Origin of the sequence: Helicobacter suis, assembly GCF_902196125.1 — a bacterium.
Lineage (GTDB): Bacteria > Campylobacterota > Campylobacteria > Campylobacterales > Helicobacteraceae > Helicobacter > Helicobacter suis_B.
In genome coordinates this window covers 23,166-40,495 of sequence record NZ_CABIKG010000016.1, presented here as the reverse complement: position 1 = coordinate 40,495, position 17,330 = coordinate 23,166, and the positions used below count along the sequence as shown (strand labels likewise).

The 17,330-nt window shown below is 40.0% G+C and carries 16 protein-coding genes and 1 tRNA gene; 4 read left to right on the top strand and 13 right to left on the bottom strand.

Features of this window, described 5'->3' with window-relative positions:
- Positions 1-2,779 (top strand): PBECR2 nuclease fold domain-containing protein (locus tag G6Q00_RS06910; RefSeq protein ID WP_275896772.1); only part of this gene is annotated, 2,779 nt, incomplete at its 5' end.
- A 198-nt stretch (positions 2,780-2,977) separates the two neighbouring features.
- Here the strand turns inward: G6Q00_RS06910 and G6Q00_RS06905 are convergent.
- The 8 genes from G6Q00_RS06905 to G6Q00_RS06870 are packed head-to-tail and all read right to left on the bottom strand — an operon-like array spanning position 2,978 to position 11,078.
- Positions 2,978-4,012 (bottom strand): GDP-L-fucose synthase family protein, encoded by a 1,035-nt coding sequence (locus tag G6Q00_RS06905; RefSeq protein ID WP_163532555.1) that lies wholly within the window; start codon positions 4,010-4,012, stop codon positions 2,978-2,980.
- Positions 4,013-4,021: 9 nt separating this feature from the next.
- Positions 4,022-5,503, bottom strand: coding sequence for a hypothetical protein (locus tag G6Q00_RS06900; RefSeq protein ID WP_240331036.1), 1,482 nt, complete (start codon positions 5,501-5,503; stop codon positions 4,022-4,024).
- Positions 5,504-5,523: 20 nt separating this feature from the next.
- Positions 5,524-6,057: a HyaD/HybD family hydrogenase maturation endopeptidase gene (locus tag G6Q00_RS06895; protein ID WP_163532563.1), complete on the bottom strand. Its 534-nt coding sequence runs from the start codon at positions 6,055-6,057 to the stop codon at positions 5,524-5,526.
- Entirely contained in the window at positions 6,053-6,727 is a 675-nt protein-coding gene (gene cybH / locus G6Q00_RS06890) for a Ni/Fe-hydrogenase, b-type cytochrome subunit (RefSeq protein ID WP_163532553.1), read from the bottom strand. Before cybH ends, G6Q00_RS06895 begins: the two co-directional genes overlap by 5 nt.
- Positions 6,714-8,462, bottom strand: coding sequence for a nickel-dependent hydrogenase large subunit (locus G6Q00_RS06885; RefSeq protein WP_163532552.1), 1,749 nt, complete (start codon positions 8,460-8,462; stop codon positions 6,714-6,716). Before G6Q00_RS06885 ends, cybH begins: the two co-directional genes overlap by 14 nt.
- A 10-nt stretch (positions 8,463-8,472) precedes the next feature.
- A complete protein-coding gene (locus G6Q00_RS06880) occupies positions 8,473-9,480 on the bottom strand; it encodes an alpha/beta hydrolase (protein WP_205426565.1) in 1,008 nt (335 codons plus the stop codon).
- A gap of 9 nt (positions 9,481-9,489) precedes the next feature.
- Positions 9,490-9,915, bottom strand: a complete 426-nt coding sequence (locus G6Q00_RS06875) for a cyclophilin-like fold protein (protein ID WP_205426564.1) — start codon at positions 9,913-9,915, stop codon at positions 9,490-9,492.
- Positions 9,915-11,078: a hydrogenase small subunit gene (locus tag G6Q00_RS06870; protein WP_163532551.1), complete on the bottom strand. Its 1,164-nt coding sequence runs from the start codon at positions 11,076-11,078 to the stop codon at positions 9,915-9,917. The genes G6Q00_RS06875 and G6Q00_RS06870 overlap by 1 nt, the downstream gene beginning before the upstream one ends.
- Before the next feature lie 278 nt (positions 11,079-11,356).
- Here G6Q00_RS06870 and G6Q00_RS06865 point away from each other — a divergent pair, with 278 nt between their 5' ends.
- Positions 11,357-12,661 carry a methyl-accepting chemotaxis protein gene (locus tag G6Q00_RS06865; RefSeq protein ID WP_163499552.1) on the top strand — a complete coding sequence of 435 codons (1,305 nt, stop codon included), beginning with the start codon at positions 11,357-11,359 and terminating at the stop codon, positions 12,659-12,661.
- Between the two features lie 15 nt (positions 12,662-12,676).
- Here G6Q00_RS06865 and G6Q00_RS06860 read toward each other — a convergent pair whose 3' ends face one another.
- The 4 genes from G6Q00_RS06860 to G6Q00_RS06845 all read right to left on the bottom strand — a co-directional run bounded on the left by G6Q00_RS06860 (position 12,677) and on the right by G6Q00_RS06845 (position 15,101).
- Positions 12,677-13,285 carry an exonuclease domain-containing protein gene (locus G6Q00_RS06860; protein WP_163532550.1) on the bottom strand — a complete coding sequence of 203 codons (609 nt, stop codon included), beginning with the start codon at positions 13,283-13,285 and terminating at the stop codon, positions 12,677-12,679.
- 12 nt (positions 13,286-13,297) lie between these two features.
- The gene (gene rpe / locus G6Q00_RS06855; protein ID WP_346265337.1) at positions 13,298-13,984 is read right to left on the bottom strand and encodes a ribulose-phosphate 3-epimerase; all 687 of its coding nucleotides are present in this window, start codon (positions 13,982-13,984) and stop codon (positions 13,298-13,300) included.
- Positions 13,951-14,027 (bottom strand) — tRNA-Ile (locus G6Q00_RS06850). The genes rpe and G6Q00_RS06850 overlap by 34 nt, the downstream gene beginning before the upstream one ends.
- A complete protein-coding gene (locus G6Q00_RS06845) occupies positions 13,989-15,101 on the bottom strand; it encodes an FtsW/RodA/SpoVE family cell cycle protein (protein WP_163499579.1) in 1,113 nt (370 codons plus the stop codon). The genes G6Q00_RS06850 and G6Q00_RS06845 overlap by 39 nt, the downstream gene beginning before the upstream one ends.
- A 98-nt stretch (positions 15,102-15,199) precedes the next feature.
- On the opposite strand from G6Q00_RS06845, the gene G6Q00_RS06840 reads away from it, so the two are divergent.
- Positions 15,200-15,973 (top strand): sulfite exporter TauE/SafE family protein, encoded by a 774-nt coding sequence (locus G6Q00_RS06840; protein ID WP_163532549.1) that lies wholly within the window; start codon positions 15,200-15,202, stop codon positions 15,971-15,973.
- Here the strand turns inward: G6Q00_RS06840 and G6Q00_RS06835 are convergent.
- The gene (locus tag G6Q00_RS06835) at positions 15,890-16,531 is read right to left on the bottom strand and encodes a ribonuclease HII (RefSeq protein WP_163532548.1); all 642 of its coding nucleotides are present in this window, start codon (positions 16,529-16,531) and stop codon (positions 15,890-15,892) included. The two genes, G6Q00_RS06840 and G6Q00_RS06835, sit on opposite strands and share 84 nt — an antisense overlap.
- Positions 16,532-16,594: 63 nt before the next feature.
- On the opposite strand from G6Q00_RS06835, the gene G6Q00_RS06830 reads away from it, so the two are divergent.
- On the top strand, positions 16,595-17,323 hold the full coding sequence (locus G6Q00_RS06830; protein WP_163532547.1) for a UPF0323 family lipoprotein: 729 nt from the start codon (positions 16,595-16,597) through the stop codon (positions 17,321-17,323).
- Positions 17,324-17,330 lie beyond the last annotated feature (7 nt).

The window sequence follows — 17,330 nt, the reverse complement described above, 5'->3', positions numbered from 1 at the left end:
CAATAACCAAACTAGTTTATCTGAAGCCCTAGACTTTGCCCAAAAGAACTTAGACCCATTAGAATTTACCCGTTTAAAAGATATGTTTGTGAAAAATGCAGGCGGCTTATATAACCTTATGAATCACCCTAGATTAGAAAGTTTACATTTAAGCCCTTACTTGAGTAAAGCCATTGAACAAAGCGCTAGAGCGCTGAAAAACACAAGGGGTAAGAACTTTGCAAACTTATATGAGCAAATAGAAACTTTACTTAAGACTACAGATGATCAAGGGCTTAATACCATGATTAAGAGCTTAAGCCCAGCGGTGTATGATGATTTGCTTAGCTCCTTACTAGGATCAAGTTTAGCTAGATTTGCCCAGTTAGAAAACCCAGCCAGTAGCTTTTATGAATTTTTAAAATACGCCCCTAAAGGCTTAGAGGAATTAGTCGCCCCTAATATGGCTAAGATGATGCAAGGCATAGAGGGCAAACCCTTAAATAAGGCAAATATCTTTGATTTTGTGCATTTAGCTATTGCTAGCGGTGAAACTAGCCAATTTACTAGCAAAGTATTAGACTTATTGCCCGCTTTAGAGAAAAAGGCATTAGCGGCTAAGAATGCGCTTAAAGATAGCGTAGAAATTCAAGCCCTAGAACAAGCACAAGCTAGAAGTGCAGCAGAAAAAAGCGCGCTAGCTAGTGTAGATACAAATTTAAGTGAAGCAGAAATTAAGCAATTAGAAAAGCAAGAAATAGTCAATGTATCGTATGCTAAATGGATGCAGGCCTTTAACCTTAAAAACACCAATGAACCTTTTATCCCTAAATTTGCCCCAGAAGTTAAAGAGGCTTTAGAGGGTGTGCTACATGGAGAGCAAATTAAACTCACCCAAGGGAGTTTGTATAAGCTAGTGAAACGGGATAAAAGCGGGTTGATAGATTATATTAGGCCGACTTTAGAAAACCCTAACATGGTGTTAGATGATAGCAAAGGCTTACTATTTATCAAAGAATTTATAGACCCTGATAAGAATAGGTATTTTATGAGTGTGGCTAAGAATTATAATGGGGAGTGGGTGTTTAGCACACATACCAGAAAAGCACTATCGGCTATTAAAAACAAGGTGGATAATTCAAAAATCCTTTATAACGCAGGGTTTAAAAGTGGGGAAGTTGCTAGCGCGTCTGATATGTTAAAATCGGGCGGAACTGCTATGAAGCCCTCTGACTTGCAGATTAATACCCCACTACACCCTAGCAGTGGCTTAAACCCTGAAAAGAGAGTATCACAAGAGGGCTTTAAAAGTCAAGAACAACAAAAATACAAATTAAAAGAAATAGATGAGGCCACCAAAGACATTGACCCTAAATATTTGCCTGATTTTGACAAAACACACTCTAGCAAATTAAGATTTTATGAGTTATGGGGGGAAGAAGGCCTAAACTTAAAACCCTCAGAAGTCTTTTATAAACCTAAATTTAACCCTAAAGTACAAAGGGCTTTAGAACCACTAGGCTACAACATTCAATTTAGCCAAAGAGAAATACATAGATGGGGGATAGTGCAGTTAAAAGAATTTAAAAGAGCTCTTGAAAACCCCGATGTAATTATAAAACTAGATGCAGGCGATAAAAAGTTTTTAACCTTCATACAACAAACCCCAAGAGGCATTGAAAGATTTAGTATTGAACCAACCCATGAGGGCTTTAACCTTTATAATCATTTAGGCCAAAATTTTAACCTTAAAGAGACGCTACAAGATGAACGAGTGAGTTTAATTTTTAGTAATGACCCTGAACTCACCACACTAAGACCCTTTAATAAAGCCTTTGGTACAAACTTTGAGCAGTTTTACCACGACCCACAAGGTGCAGTAGCCAAACTCATACAGGCTAAGAAGGGACAAGTAGCCGGGGCATTTTATAGGGAGGATTTAGGCGATATAGATTTGGTGTGGGGGGAAGGCGGAGCAAAAGGCTATGGATTAAACAAAATCGTTAAAAAACATCTTAATGACTTCACATGGTTTAGAGGATATACACCTAAACAAAAATTAGCCAATGCCTTAGAAGAGATTGTACAAAAAGGAAATTTAATAACAGATCAAGCAGGTATCAAAACTATATGGCTTAAACACGAAGATGAATACTATTTAGTTGGGCTATCCAAAGGGTGGAAAGGTGAAGGAGACAATCGTTGGATTATCACAAGCTACAAAAAAACACATGGAGAAATACCAGAAGAAGTTAAGGGCGATACCGCGAACTTGTCCGCTTATAGCGATAAATTTAATCCTGTACTGACTTCTACAGATGAACCCCTAACTCACACGCCACACCCTACCACTCCCCCCCTTAAAAGTCAAGAACGCCCTTACAGAATTATCACCGATAAAGAGGCCTTTATTAAAAATCTTGATCTAAGTACATATGCTACACCCATACCTAAAGAACTAGATGTAAAAGGCTTTTTAAAGAGTTTAGAGGGAGTAGAGAATAAAGAGAACTTTATTAAACACTTGCAGGTTAAAAAAGATGCCCAAAGCAGATTAGCTTACTTAAATTTGGTAGAGCCGACTTTAAGAGAGTGGGATATTAAACTCACAAAGGGTAACAGAGCAGAATTAATTAAGAGATTTGTAGATGAGGATAATAAATTCTTTGCACTACTCATAACACAAGATGCAGATAAAAGGCTTATAACCTTCATTCCAAAAGCTAGATTGAAATACTTACAAGACAAGATCAGAAACGCCGATCTTATTCAAACCTTTAACGGCCGAGCAGGCGATTAACCGCGTTTGAACCTGCAAGTAGACAATAGCCCACACTCACTTAAAAAGTATTTAATCCAATGCTTTAAGCCATTATTAGCAACGCTACTACTAGGTTGCACCCCCCGCATAGTCTATCAAAAGGTTTATATCCCCATAAAGTGTAATATTGTTAAACCAGAAAGACCGCCCGCTCATTTAGATTATATGGATAAAGAGTTAACTTTTAATGGTTTGTTTATTTTGATACCACAAATAAAGATCTTTAAGCCCCTCTTCTAATCCTATAGAGGCTTTCCATCCTAAATGCGTGATTTTACTCACATCGCTACACTTGTATAAAGTGCCATCGGGTTTGGTGTGATCAAAGACTAACGCGCCTTTAAAACCGACGATTTTTTTAATCATCATAGCTAAATCTTGAATGCTAATATCCTCTCCTGTGCCAATATTAACATGGTTATTTGTGGGGGCGGCTTTTTGGTGCTCTAATAAAAACACACAGGCGTGTGCTAAATCGTTGCTGTGTAAAAATTCGCGTCTGGGTTTGCCACTCCCCCAAATGCCTACAGCCTCTGCACTGATAGCATATTTTTCTAAAATGGCTAATCCTTCTTGAGGGCTAGAAACTTGCAAATCTTGTAGTACTAAATCTATATGCCCTTGCTCTAAAAGGCGCGCTAAATGCATTTTTCTTAATAGCGCAGGTAAGACATGGGCGTTTTGTAAATCAAAATTATCAAAGGGGCCATAAAGATTAGTGGGCATGGCACTAATAAAATTAGTTTTATACTGGGCATTGTATGCCTCACACATCTTTAACCCGGCAATTTTAGCGATAGCATAGGCTTCATTAGTGGATTCTAAGGCGCTACTGAGTAAATATTCCTCTTTAATAGGTTGGGGGCTTTCTTTGGGATAAATACAAGTTGAACCCAAAAATAAGAGCTTTTTAACCCCATATTGGTAGGCGTAATGAATTGTATTGGTTTGGATTGCTAAATTTTGATAAATAAAATCTGCCTTGTAGGTGTTATTGGCTAAAATCCCCCCCACTTTAGCAGCAGCTAAGATCACCACATCGGGGTGTTCTTGTTTGAAAAACGCCTCCACTGCGCTTTGTCTGGTTAAATCTAATTCTGCATGGGTTTTTAAAATTAAATTTGTATAGCCTTGATCTAATAAAGATGCCACCAACGCGCGCCCCACTAACCCTAAATGCCCCGCGACATAAATTTTATCATTCTTTTGCATGCATTTATTCTAACATGGATTTTCAAAGGGAGGCCATAGGTAAGTACATTCCTTAGGAAAATAACCCACACATAAATCTAAAAACACCTTTTCTAAAAACACATCGCCACACAAACACACCCGGTTTATACTAAAATTAAGATAAGTATCATAAATAAAATTGCCCAAAAACTCGGCTAAAGAATCTAATACTCCAAAGCACAGAGTCGCATCTTCTACTCCAGCTAAATGAAAGCTCATAGCTGTTTTTAGGGGGGCTAAATCGTCTAAAAAAAGCCTTTTATGGCGCTCTGTTATCTTAAAATCAATACGCGGGCCCTTATGGCGTAAAAAGGCCCTAGCATGTTCAAAAACAAGCGCGCTATTATTCAAGGGGCTTAAACCTAAAATCTGAGAAAGCACCCCTAAAAGATCTAGTAGGTTTTTACTAGGCTCTGAGGGGGGAGTTTGTTCGAGCGTCTCACACAAGGTTTTAAATTCTTTTTTGTAGTTTTTATAGAGTGAAGCGCCCTTAGATTCTTGTTGGATGCGTTTTAAAATAGAAGGAATAGAGGTATCTATCTGCAAATGCAAAAGATATTTATAATTCCCCTCTTTAATCCAAAAACAACTAGGCTCTTTAAAACTAAGATGGATAAGTACATGGCGCTCTTGCTCTAAGGCTTGCATGGCATGCTTTAAAGTATGGAAACCATGCCAAAGAATAATACCTTTTTTAGAGGGGGTAATGGTTAAATCTTTAGAGTAGGTGTCTAAACATTGGTAGTTTAAATGCGCTTTCTTTTCACTCTCATGCATAAAAATATAGGGCATTTCTAATGCGTGTAAAAACTTCCCTAAGAGGCCAAGCAAGGGATCAAAGGGCAAACTAGCTAAGATTTGATCGCTTTGAGCTAATAAAAGCTCTTGTTTAAAAACCTCTTTAGGGCAAACCCACATACTAGGCTTTTCATAGCTAGCTAGGGCCTGTGCGCTTGTTTTATCTATGCGTGTGAGGCTAAGTAAACTATCTAAATTAGCAAACATAACCCGCTTACTTGGTTTTAGGCTTAAGGCTTTAAGCCCTCTGCAAGTAGAAAAACACACCTCTTGGCCTTGCTTAAGAGTGTGTGCGATTTTTAAAAGAGTGGGCTTAAGATTGCTTAATGTAAAAGGCTTGTCTTTATAAGCTAAATGTAAAATAAAATCCTCCCAAACCTCCCCCTCTAAAAAAGCCTGCCATTTTAATACATCTATTTTTGGCTCTATAGGTTTTTGACTCTGCCATTTGCATTCTAAATCTAATACTTCTATTTTAAGAAAACTAAAACCTAAAGAGGCGGGTAGTCTTTGGCTAAGCAAAGTGGCAAAATCTTGGGCTTCATTCTCTGTAGCCTTGATATAAAAAGAATAGTTTTTATCTTGCAAAATAGAGGCATAGGGAAGACAGAGTGTAGAGGCGTGGAAGGCTAAAAAGCGATTAAAAATTTCTAAAAGTGAAGAGTCAAGCACAGCAAAGCTAAAGGCAAAGGTCATAGTTTATAAGAGAGGTGGGCTAACTCTTGCAAACCTAAAGGTTTGGGTTTTAATTGTGCATGAACGCCCCAGCTTTTTAAAATTTCTAAAGCTTTTTGTAGGGCGATCTGTGTTCCCTCAAGTAGAGCACTTGAGAGTTCAAAGGTGGTTTCTAAAGCTAGCGAGGGTATGAGGCCAATAATGGTTGTGGGGGGTAGATCCCCCATAAGAGCGGTGAGTTTAAGAGTTTGCAGCATTTCTACTTCATGCGCACTACCCGCCCAAGAAATGTTAGCAGGCACTTTTTCAAAATCAAAGCAAAATACCTCGCCTACTTGCGCATCTTTCACGCCTATACAATCTAAAAGTAGTACGCGCTCATACTCCACAATAAAGGGGATAAGCGCTTGGGCAAGCGTACCGCCATCAAGACAATCAATGGGAGGATTAAAAGAGTAGTTATGTTTTAAAAAATGGCATAAATGCACCCCCACCCCCTCATCGCCAAGTAAAATATTGCCAATGCCAAGAACTAAAATTTTCAGATCAATCTTTCACATAGCGGATACCAGAGATGATAGAATCCGCGCCCCCATTTGGGAATTTAACTGAATTGTAAAATACCATGTAGACATGGATAGGGATAAAAAGCAAAATCCCCCATGTGGCTAAATGGTGGATATAGCGCACATTAGAAAGCCCGCCACAAAGCACTTCAAACCATTTAAAGCCATGTCCAAGTATCGCGCCTAAGCCATTATGATAGACATTATAATAAAGTACAATGCCGCTTAAAGAAATGATCACAAGTAGCACACACAAACTAAAGTAGGCCACAAATTGCAAGGGGTTATAAGTACTCTTAGCGTGTTTGGGTTTACCAATCCAAAAGTACACCTTAAGTTGATCAACCCATGCGCTAAGACGCCCCACATACCGGATAGAAGCGCGCTCATTTTGGCTTTTTTTATCAAAGAAAAAGAGATAAAAGCGAAAAAGAGAGAGAGCAATGAGGAAAAAGCCTAACACCTCATGGAAACTACGGATATAGGCCTGCAAAAAATACATGTTGTGATAAACACTAGCACCGGGTTGTAAAAAGGGGTAGGCAATGTAAAATCCTGTGGGCAAAAGCAAAAAAATCGCCAAAGCCCGCCCCCAGTGAAACAAGCGCACTAAACCAGAAAATTCTCTTACAGCGTGGTATTCAGACTCTGCCATGGGCTCCCCTTAAAAAACTAGGTTCAACTTTAAAATCGCCTAAATCTGTACCCTGCGTATCTATCATGTGCACTGAGCAGGCAATGCAGGGGTCAAAAGAGTGAATGGTACGGATAATCTCTAAGGGCTGGGTTAAATCAGCAATTTTAGTGCCAATTAAGCTCATTTCATAGGGTCCCTTTTGACCCTTACTATCTCTAGCGCCTCCATTCCAAGTAGAGGGTACAACTGCTTGATAATTAGCCACCACCCCGTTTTTAATCCTTACCCAGTGGCTTAGCATGCCTCTTGGCACTTGCCCGATGTAGCGCCCTTGATATTCCTTGTTTTTATCAATGTAATAGGGCGCACAGGTGCTTTGATCGGATTTGAGATTTTCTACTAAAGAGTCAAGAGTTTGTAGGCCATTTTCTACCAAAATTTTAGATTCCAAACAGCGCGCGGCTGTGCGCCCTAGTGTGCTAAAAATAGCCTCTATAGGAAGATGGGTGTCTTTTAAAAACTGCTGGGCGACTTTAGTGGTGTGGGGGTTTTTAGCTGCTAACCCTACTGCTAAAGAGGCCAAAGGCCCCACCTCCATAGGCAAGCCGTTATAGCGGGGGGATTTGATCCAAGAGTATTTATTTTGTGTATCTAACACCTTACTATTTATCATTTTACCGTCTATGCCCACACTTTGCCCGTCTTTAAAGCCGGTGTAGTGCGGGTTGGTTTGGCCATCATAGGGGTGTAATTGGATCTCCTTACTCTCATATTTATACCACGAATGGGTAACCTCCTCTTTGATCAATTTTTCATCAATTTTATGTAGCGTGTTTAGATCGCCATTAAGTACCACCCCCGAGCTTAAAAGATATTTGCCTTTGCTTAAAAGGATTTCCTCATGGGCGATGAAATTTTTAAGCCCACAACCCTTTAGCACGCTTTGCTCTTTATTAAAACTACCCGCTGCCATGACAATATCTGCATAATAAGCCCGCTCTACAAAATCTCTCACCGTTTCAAACTTGCTTTTCCACTCACCTAGCCTTGTAGGATCAAGCACATCCATTACAGAGGTGATTCCGCCTACGGTTAAACTTTGCGGGTGGGGTTGTTTGGCCCCAAAAATAGCCGTCATTTTAGCCGCTTCTCTTTGGATAGCCAAAAGTTTTAAATAGTGAGAAAGTACAATGAGGTTTTGCTCGGGGCTAAAGTGATAAGTAGCATGCCCATAATAGCCATTATTAAAGGGCCCAAGTGCGCCCTGTTTAGCAAAATCCCCCACCCGTTTTTGCACCTCTTTAAGCTCATTAGCCCCTGTTCCTAGTGGATAATCGCTATAGTGGAAAGCTATTTGGCTAGCTTTTTTAGGATCGGCTTTTAGAGCGCTGAGTAGATCGCACCAATCTAGGCCATGCAGGGTATAAAAATGCACCACATGATCATGGAGTAATAGCGCGATATTCATCATGCTTCTAACTAATTGTGCATTCAAAGGGGGCACAATGCCTAGGGCGTCCTCTACCGCACTCACTCCAGCCTTATAGTGTGAGTAAGTACAAACCCCGCAAATGCGCTGGGCGATAAAACCCGCATCGCGTGGATCGCGATTTTTAATGATGGTTTCAAGGCCTCTAAAAAGCGTAGAGGAAGAGAAGGCATCGGTGATCACATTGTGATCGTCTACCACCACCTCAATACGCAAATGCCCCTCAATACGGGTGATGGGATCGACGATGATTTTTTTAGCCATTTAAGCCTCCTTATTTCAAATTTTTATGGAAAAACTGGATAAATTTATTCCAAGGAATCATATTTGTGCGATCGTAAAGATCTGTGCGGTTTGCCCCTTTGATCACCACTAACTCTTTGGGTTGGCTGGCTAATTTGTAGGCACTCTCTGTAAAACTACGCGAGGGGGCTATTTCTCCTACAACAAATAAAATAGGCCGTGGGGAGATGAGGTCTAAATCATTAAAGGGATAGAAATTTAAAAACTTGGCATAGGTTGCAGGTGTTGTGCGGCGGTTATTGCTAGCCACCTGTCCTCTTTTGGTTTTATAAAAGGCATTAGACTCTTTGGCCTCTAAAAAGATAGCGTCATTTTGTCCGGGTCCATAAATAGGTTTACCCTCTTTGATTGCCTGTGTGCGGGTTTGTGCGGCTCTAAGCAAGTCTTTTTTGAGGATATTTTTATTGCGGTTGTTTTTTAAACCCGTGCGGAAAAAAGCGCCCATATCATACATACTAGAAGTAGCGACAGCTTTGATACGCGGATCAATCTTAGCTGCAGCTAGAGCAAACCCCCCGCTAGCACAAATACCAAGTACGCCAATGTTATTAGAATCTATAAAAGGAAGAGTGATCAAATAATCTAAGGCTGCGCTAAAATTTTCTACATACACATCTGGTAAAACTGCACCACGGGGCTCTCCAGCACTCTCCCCCCAAAAGGATTGATCAAAAGTGAGGGTGATAAAGCCCGCTTCCGCTATTTTTTGGGCATAAAGATTAGCAGCTTGCTCACGCACGGCTCCAAAGGGGTGGCCTACAATAATAGCCGGGTATTTTTTGCCCTCTTGCATTTTTTTAGGTAAAAAGAGCGTACCGCTTAACTCCATACCATAGGCGTTTTTAAAAGCGATATTTTTATGCTGTAACTTTGAACTCACATAAAAATTATGTGCATCGCTAGGGATTGCCTGTACTAGGTTTATAAAGGCTAGTGTGGCTATTAAAAAACCCCCGCCTATTGCTTTTAAAAAATCCACACTTCCTCCTTATTTTTCTATACTAAAAGTGGCCTCAACACTTTCAAATTGGCCTAGTTTGGATACATCTTGTGCAATGTGCCCTAGTTGTTGGCGCTCAAAAATCTCGCCATTTTGTTTGTATAAAATCACTAAACTCCCCCGGGGTGGCCAATAGATCAAATCGCCTACCTTGTAAGCGTCATGGCGCAACTTCCCCGTGGGCAAAGCCCTAGCCCCTAAGCGATGGACTAGTTCACGGCCATATAAATTTTGCATGCACACTGTAAAGGGCATTTTGGCAATTAAAGCACGGGTAGTGGGGTTATCCTCTAAAGTGGCGCGTAAGCTTTGCTCGTGAATGGTGATTTTAATGTGTGGCATAGAAGCTCCTAAGAGGGGAAGAATAGAGGCCATTAAGCCTAGTTTGTAAGTTGTTTTAAAAAGCGCTTGCATTAATCTGCTGGCTTGTTCTTAGAAAAGTTAGAGAGAAGCGCATGCATAGCAATACCAATACCAGCTGCACTTAGAGCAATTATTCCTACACTATCAGCTACCTTATCTGCCCCTACTCCACCAAAGGCGCTAGTAAGCGGGGTGATAAGGCGATTAGAGATAGGCTCTTCAAAAGGACTCATAGTATCCCAAAAATTAGGCTCAGAGCAACCAATGCACCCATGCCCAGCGCCAATAGGCCAGTTGGTGTGGGAATTAAAGCGCAGTTTAGAGCAGTTATTAAAGGTATAAGGTCCTTTACAACCCATTTTATAAAGACAAAAGCCATTTTTAGCGTTTTCATCGCCAAAGTGTTGTACAAACTCACCCGCATCAAAATGCCCCCGCCGTTCGCATAAATCATGGATACGGCGTCCATAAGCCCAAGTGGGGCGGTTATAAGCATCTAGGCGCGGAGCAGTCCCAAACATGATCAAATAAAGCACGCAACCTACAATGTTTTTTTCACTTGGCGGGCAACCGGGTACATTAATAATAGGTTTATCAATGATTTTACTAAGAGGCTGTGCATTAGAGGGGTTAGGATAGGCTGCCTGCACGCCTCCAAAGCTTGAGCATGTCCCAATAGCTAAAATAGCCTTAGCATACTTTGCAGCCCTGCGACACTCCTCAGCCCCTGTACGCCCCTGTGCTCCCACAGTTAAAAAGTACTCAGTGCCTTGTGGAATGCCTCCCTCTACCATTAAAATATAATTGCCTTTGTGCTTAGTAACAGCTTGTTCTAAACTCTTATTAGCTTGATAACCACTAGCCACCATAATTGTTTCGTGGTATTCTAAATTGATATAATCAAAGATAATACTATCAATGCTAGGGTCTTCACTTCTAAGTAAACTCTCGCTACAGCCGGTACACTCAGCCATGTGCAACCAAATAACAGGCATGCGATTGGCCACTTCCACAGCTCTAGCCGTTAGAGGGATAAAGCTTGCAGGCAAGGCTAAAGTAGCCGTCATCGCCCCTGCCCATTTCATAAAATCGCGCCGATTAAGCCCTTTTTTGGCAAGTTCTGCATGGATATTTCTCTCGTTATGGGCATTTAAAGAAGTTAGATGATCTAAACGGGTTGATATAGTTTTAAAAAGTCTTTTATGGGATTGCATGATCTCCCTTTGTTTAAAAATAAAAACCATGATAGCTTATGTTTTGTATCAAAGTACTTAAATCTTGATAAAGGCTTAAGCTACTCTAATTTAAGATGCAAATTTTAGATAGATGTTAGAACTAGCATTTTGTAAGCAGAGAATAAGGATAAAATCAAGGTGAGTTTAAATTAAAATGGTTATTCCCCCCCCCCCCCCGTTTTAGCCTTCGTGTTTATATTAACCCCCTTTGGTAGTAAAATGAGCGCATGCTTTCAAATTTTAAATAAGGGAGTTTAATGTTTTTTAGGAAAAAACCAGAGGGAAAGCCTGAATGCGACTGTGTTGCTAAGGACGAATTATTTGAATTAAGATCGGTTTATAAAGCTATTAATGATTCTTCTGCCATGATTGAATTTGATTTAGATCACCATGTGATAAATGCCAATGCTAACTTTTTAAAATTAATGGGTTATTCCTTAGAAGAAGTTAAGGGAAAATCCCATGAAATTTTTTGCTATCCGGAATATGTAAAATCCCCTGAATATCTCAAGTTTTGGAATACTCTTAGATCGGGGCAATACATACAAGGCATTTTTGAGCGCTTAACTAAGAGCGGTAAAGCCATCTATTTAGAGGCAAGTTATACGCCGGTAGTAGATGTACAGGGTAAACTTTATAAGATTTTAAAGTTTGCTGAAGATGTTACTGATGTACTTTTAGAACACAATGATTTAAAAGCTATCTATGATGCGGTTGATCGTTCAATGGCCATTATTGAGTTTGACACGGATCTGAATGTGATTAATGCTAATGAAAATTTCTTAAAAGTCATGGGCTATACTCTTGATGAAATTAAGGGAAAATACCACGCTATGTTTTGCGATCCTGAATATGTCAAACAACCTAGCTATAAAGCCAATCAAGATAGGTTGCGTAGAGGGGAATTTTTAAAATCCACCTTTGAGCGCATAACTAAAAGCGGTAAAAAAGTGTACTTAGAAGCCACTTATAACCCTGTTTTTGATAAAGATGGCAGGGTGTATAAGATCATTAAAATCGCCCACGATGTAACTAGTAAAGAGGATAGCACTAAAAATAAATTAGCCATGACTTTTAACCTCATCAAGGAAAACCAACAACTCACTAGCGATGGGAGTGAAATGGTAGAAAAGACCTTAACTAATATCCAAAGTGTGGCTGATACTATGAGAAGTAGTACAAATTTAGTAGATAATCTTGCATCACAATCTGAGTCAATTTCTTCAATCACCCAGACCATTAAAGATATTGCCGATCAAATTAATCTACTTGCCCTTAATGCTGCCATTGAAGCGGCTAGAGCGGGTGAACATGGACGCGGGTTTGCAGTGGTGGCTGATGAGGTCAGAAAACTTGCCGAGCGCACGGGAAAATCTGTAACTGAGATTGGGGCTATCATTGGCTCTATTCGTGAGATCACTTCCCAAGTAGTTGGGCATATCACCGCTGGAATGGAGGCTTCGGATAAAACAGTGGAGCTTTCCCAGCAAAGCAAGGTTTTGATGGATAAAATTAAAGAGGCTAGCGATCGCGTTGCTAAGGAAATGGATATTAAAAAATAAAAGAGTTAGACCTTTTTAAGCGCCATAATCTAAAAGATCTTGGGTTGTATAAATTTCTTGGGGCAATACGCGTAAACAGTGTTCAAAAACACGCAACGAGGCAAGTGCATCGGCATAGGCTCTATGAGAAATAGGAATATCTAACCCTAAAAATGTGTTGAGAAATTGGAGGCCATGTCTAGGGCTAGGGATACATTTTTTAGCTAAATTAAGCGTACAAAGTTTGGCATTACAAAGCGCGCTATTTAAAACTTGCGCACAACATGAACTAATAAAATGAAAATCAAAATCTGCATTGTGGGCGACAAAAATATAATCTTGAATAAAAAGCTTAAAATCTTGTAATACAACTTCTAAAGGGGGCGCTTCTTTAAGATCGTCTGTGCTAAGACCGGTGAGTTCTGTAATTTTTGGGGGGATTTCTAAGCAGTGGATTAGGCTAGAAAAACTCCGGATAATTTGCCCCTTATGCATTGGATTTTTAGGCGGAGCATAGAGTAAAGCAGCAATTTCAATCATGCTAGAGTTTTCAGGCTTAGACCCTGTGGTTTCAATATCTACAAAGCAATAAAGCGATTGGTAGTAAGGTTCTAAAAAACATGGTTTAAGGGGGTAATTATCCATATTAATAAGAATTCATGTTTTATGCAATTCTTTTAAAGCTAAGGCGGGGTCTTCATGGCCAAATAAATAACTCCCAACCACCAGTATATTAGCTCCACAAGCCCATAAGTCTTTTGCATTAGTAGCATTAATCCCCCCATCTACTTCTATTTTGCCGGTATAGTGGGGAAAGCGCTGTTTAAAGTGGGTGATTTTTTTAAGCACAAGGGGGAGAAATTTTTGCCCACCAAAGCCCGGATTAACACCCATGAACAGCACTAAATCTAGATCATCTAGGATATATTCTAGTCCGCATAAAGGGGTGGCTGGATTTAGGCTTATCCCGGCTTTAAAACCTAAATTTTTAATGTAATGAATCGTTTTATGGATATGGGGGGTGCTTTCTAAATGAATAGTAATATAGCTTGGATTTAAGCTTTTATAAAGATCAATGCAAAATAAAGGATCATCTACCATAAGGTGAATGTCTAGCGGAATGTTAAAATATTGATCTAAATTTTTAAGCACACAAGGCCCAAAGGTAAGATTAGGTACAAAATGCCCGTCCATCACATCTACATGCAAGAGATCCACGCCATATACGCGTGTGATACTCTGCTTTAAATCCATAAAATCCGCGCTTAAAATGCTGGCTGCTATTTCCATAGGAAAATTATACTCAAAAGTGGTGGATTCTGTAGGGTTCGAACCTACGACCAATCGGTTATGAGCCGAATGCTCTGACCAACTGAGCTAAGAATCCACGCCTAAGAGGGCGATTATAACCAAAACCAAATTTAAAAGCAAGCAGATTTTCAAAGATCGCAAAGAGGGCAATAAAGGTAATAAAACTACTCCCCCCATAGCTTAAAAGCGGGAGGGGTAGGCCTACTACGGGGGCTAAACCTAAAGTCATGGCAATATCTATACTTGTATAGACAAAGAGTAAAATGGCAATCCCTCCGGTAATGGTTTGTAAAAATCGATCTTTAGGATCGCTATTAAAATAGGATAAAAAATGCAAGATAAAACCCATATAAAAGGCTAGAAGTATCAAAGCGCCTAAAAAGCCAAATCTTTCTACAAAGTAGGCAAAAATAAAATCGCTAGTGGCAATGGGCAGAAATTTAAGTTTAGCTTGGGTGGATTGTTCTTTAGATTTGCCAAATAACCCACCCGAACCAATGGCAATAATAGATTGGCGCACATGGTAATTGGGTTTTTCAGCGATGAAATCATGGAGGCGCTTTTTTTGATAATCATGTAAGGAGCTATAAATTAGCGGGGAGGCGATAGTGAAAAAAAGAGCTAGGGTGATCCAAATTTTAGGGTGAACCCCTACTAAAAAGAGCACCCCAAAACCCATTATTAAAATCACAAGAGCTGTACCCAAATCCGGTTGTTTTAAAATTAAAATGACGGGCAATAAAATATACAAACTTAATTTGCCAAATGTTTTCCACCCATAGCCCCCCGGAGGGATAGGATTTGTACTAATTAAATGGGCTAAAAGCAGTAAAATAGCAATTTTTACCGGTTCACTGGGTTGTAAGGATAAAGAAATAATTGGAATGGTTAGCCAACGCTGTGCCCCTAGCTTGACAGAGCCAACTATATTTACAAGTAGTAATAAGAAAATACAAAACCAGTAAAAGAGATAAAATAGGCGATCAAGCTGTCTAAAGGGGATAAAAAAAATCGCCCAAAACACAATAAAAGCCACCACGAAGTAAATAGCTTGTTTCAGGCTTAGGGCTGTATTGATTTCATAAACTAGAAAAAAAGACAAGCCCATAAGAGGGAGGATAAAAAACAAAAGCAAAAAATCAAAGTGCATGAAAACTTTACGATTAATCATTGATTAGCTTTTGATTAAGATAGAGCATTTTAGCATGCAAGTAGCAAAAAGTACAACAAAACAAAGGACTTATAAATATGGAAGTTATCACCTCTCTTTTATTTTTGCTCTTAGGGGTTTTTACAGGCATATTAGCCGGATTTTTTGGCATTGGCGGAGGAATGGTGATTGTGCCAACCATGCTCTTTTTAGGCCACTCGTATGCAAGTGCTGTAGGGATTTCTATCTTACAGATGGCTCTTTCCTCTGTAGTGGGGAGTGTGGCTAATTTTAAAAAAGGGCTTTTAAACATGTCTGTTGGGCTTTATGCTGGGTTTGGCGGACTAATTGGCGCTGGTTTTAGCGGTTTGATTTTAAAATATATACCACATAAAATCCTTTTAGGTCTTTTTATCCTAGTTACTCTTTATTCACTCTTGCGCTTTGTTTTAGGATCGTCTCAAAATTCTCAAGAGGGACAAATACGAGGGGATCTAACCAGCAAAGATAAATTTAACCTCCTTTGGATTGGAGCATTCACCGGGATTTTTGCTATCAGTCTTGGTATTGGCGGGGGGGTGTTAATGGTCCCGCTTCTTTCTCGCTATTTAAATCTAAGCCCCAAACAAAGCGTACCTTTGAGTTTATTTTTTGTGGTTTTCTCCTCTATTAGCGGGGTTATTTCTTTAACCCATCAGGGGCTATTACAGCTACAAAACATGCGCTGGGGGCTTTTAGTAGGATTAGGCAGTGTTTTAGGGGTTATGCTTGGAGTTAGGCTTGTTTCTTTAGTGCCTGCCATTTGGCATAGAGGATTGCTCATCTTTGTTTATATCCTCTCTATTTTGGTTTCTATCTACAAATGGCTTTAGTTTAAAACTCTTGCGGTGCTCTTTTAGATAACCCAAATGCGCAATAGCTTTACGGTGTTCTTGAGTACCATAACCACAATGCCGTATAAAGCCATAGGCCGGATAAGCTTTATCTAAAGCTAGCATTTCCTTATCTTTAGCTGCTTTAGCCAAAATAGAGGCCATAGCAATTTGGGTAATTTGACAATCGCCCTTAATGATTGGCTCAAAGCATCTTAAATGGCTAAATTGCAGATGAAAAAGCGTGTTGCCATCTAGTTGGACATGTAAAATATGGGGGAATTGTAAAACAATCTGCGCAATAGCCTCTTGCATGCACACACTTAAACCTTTATGATCAATTTCTAACGCGCTTTTAGCCACTACAAGGCTTAAAATCTCTGGGTGCTCTTTAATTTTTTGCGCAAACTCAAAGCGCTTTTCTCGCTTTAGCTGTTTGCTCTCTTTAAGCCCTTGCTTATTAAAAAAAGCGGCTAGCTCTTTAGTACAAGCCACACCTGCTACAAACAAAGCCCCACACAAACACCCCCGCCCCGCTTCATCTATGCCTAAGATCATTAAAAATTCCTTAGTTTTATAAAACATGCTATCATGAAATTTTTATTTAACTAAGGATATTGCATGCAAAAACCCTTTAGAAAAATTTCAGATTATGCTATTGTGGGGGGGCTAAGCGCTGTAGTTGTTGTGGCTTTAGCGGGCTGTAAGGGCTCGGATCATAACCAAGAAAAAGAAAAGCCAACTGAGAAAACAAGTAACACCACGCCCATTAAAAAGGGCGCGTTTGTGATATTACAAGAACAACCCGATAAAAGTTATAAGGTGGCTGAGGAGTATCCTAGTGATAAAACGCGCGTAGTGGTGCGGGATTTGCAAGGTAAGGAGAGAATGCTTAGCGATGAGGAGATTCAAAAGTTTATCAAAGAGGAGGAGGTTAAGATTGATAAGGGCAATAGCCAGCTAACCAAACCCCCTAGCGAAGGCGGGGGCTCAGGGCTTGGTATAGGCGCGGCGATTTTAGGCTCTGCTGCGGGGGCTATTTTAGGGAGTTATATTGGTAATAAGCTATTTAATAACCCTAATTATAACCAAAATGCACAGAGAAATTACACCTCTCCACAGGCCTACCAAAGAAGCCAAAATAGTTTTGGGAGGGGCTCAAATGCAATCCCAGCTTCTACAAATCGTAGCGGGTTTTTTAACCAAAGCCCTACTAGCACCCCTACTAGCTCTAGCCCGCATAGTCCCGCTGCTACGCCCTCTACTGCGCCTCAAAGTACGCATAATACCAGCCCCTCACAAAATCGCAGCGGCTTTTTTGGCTCACATAGCCCTAGCGCTATTTCTTAAAAGAAAG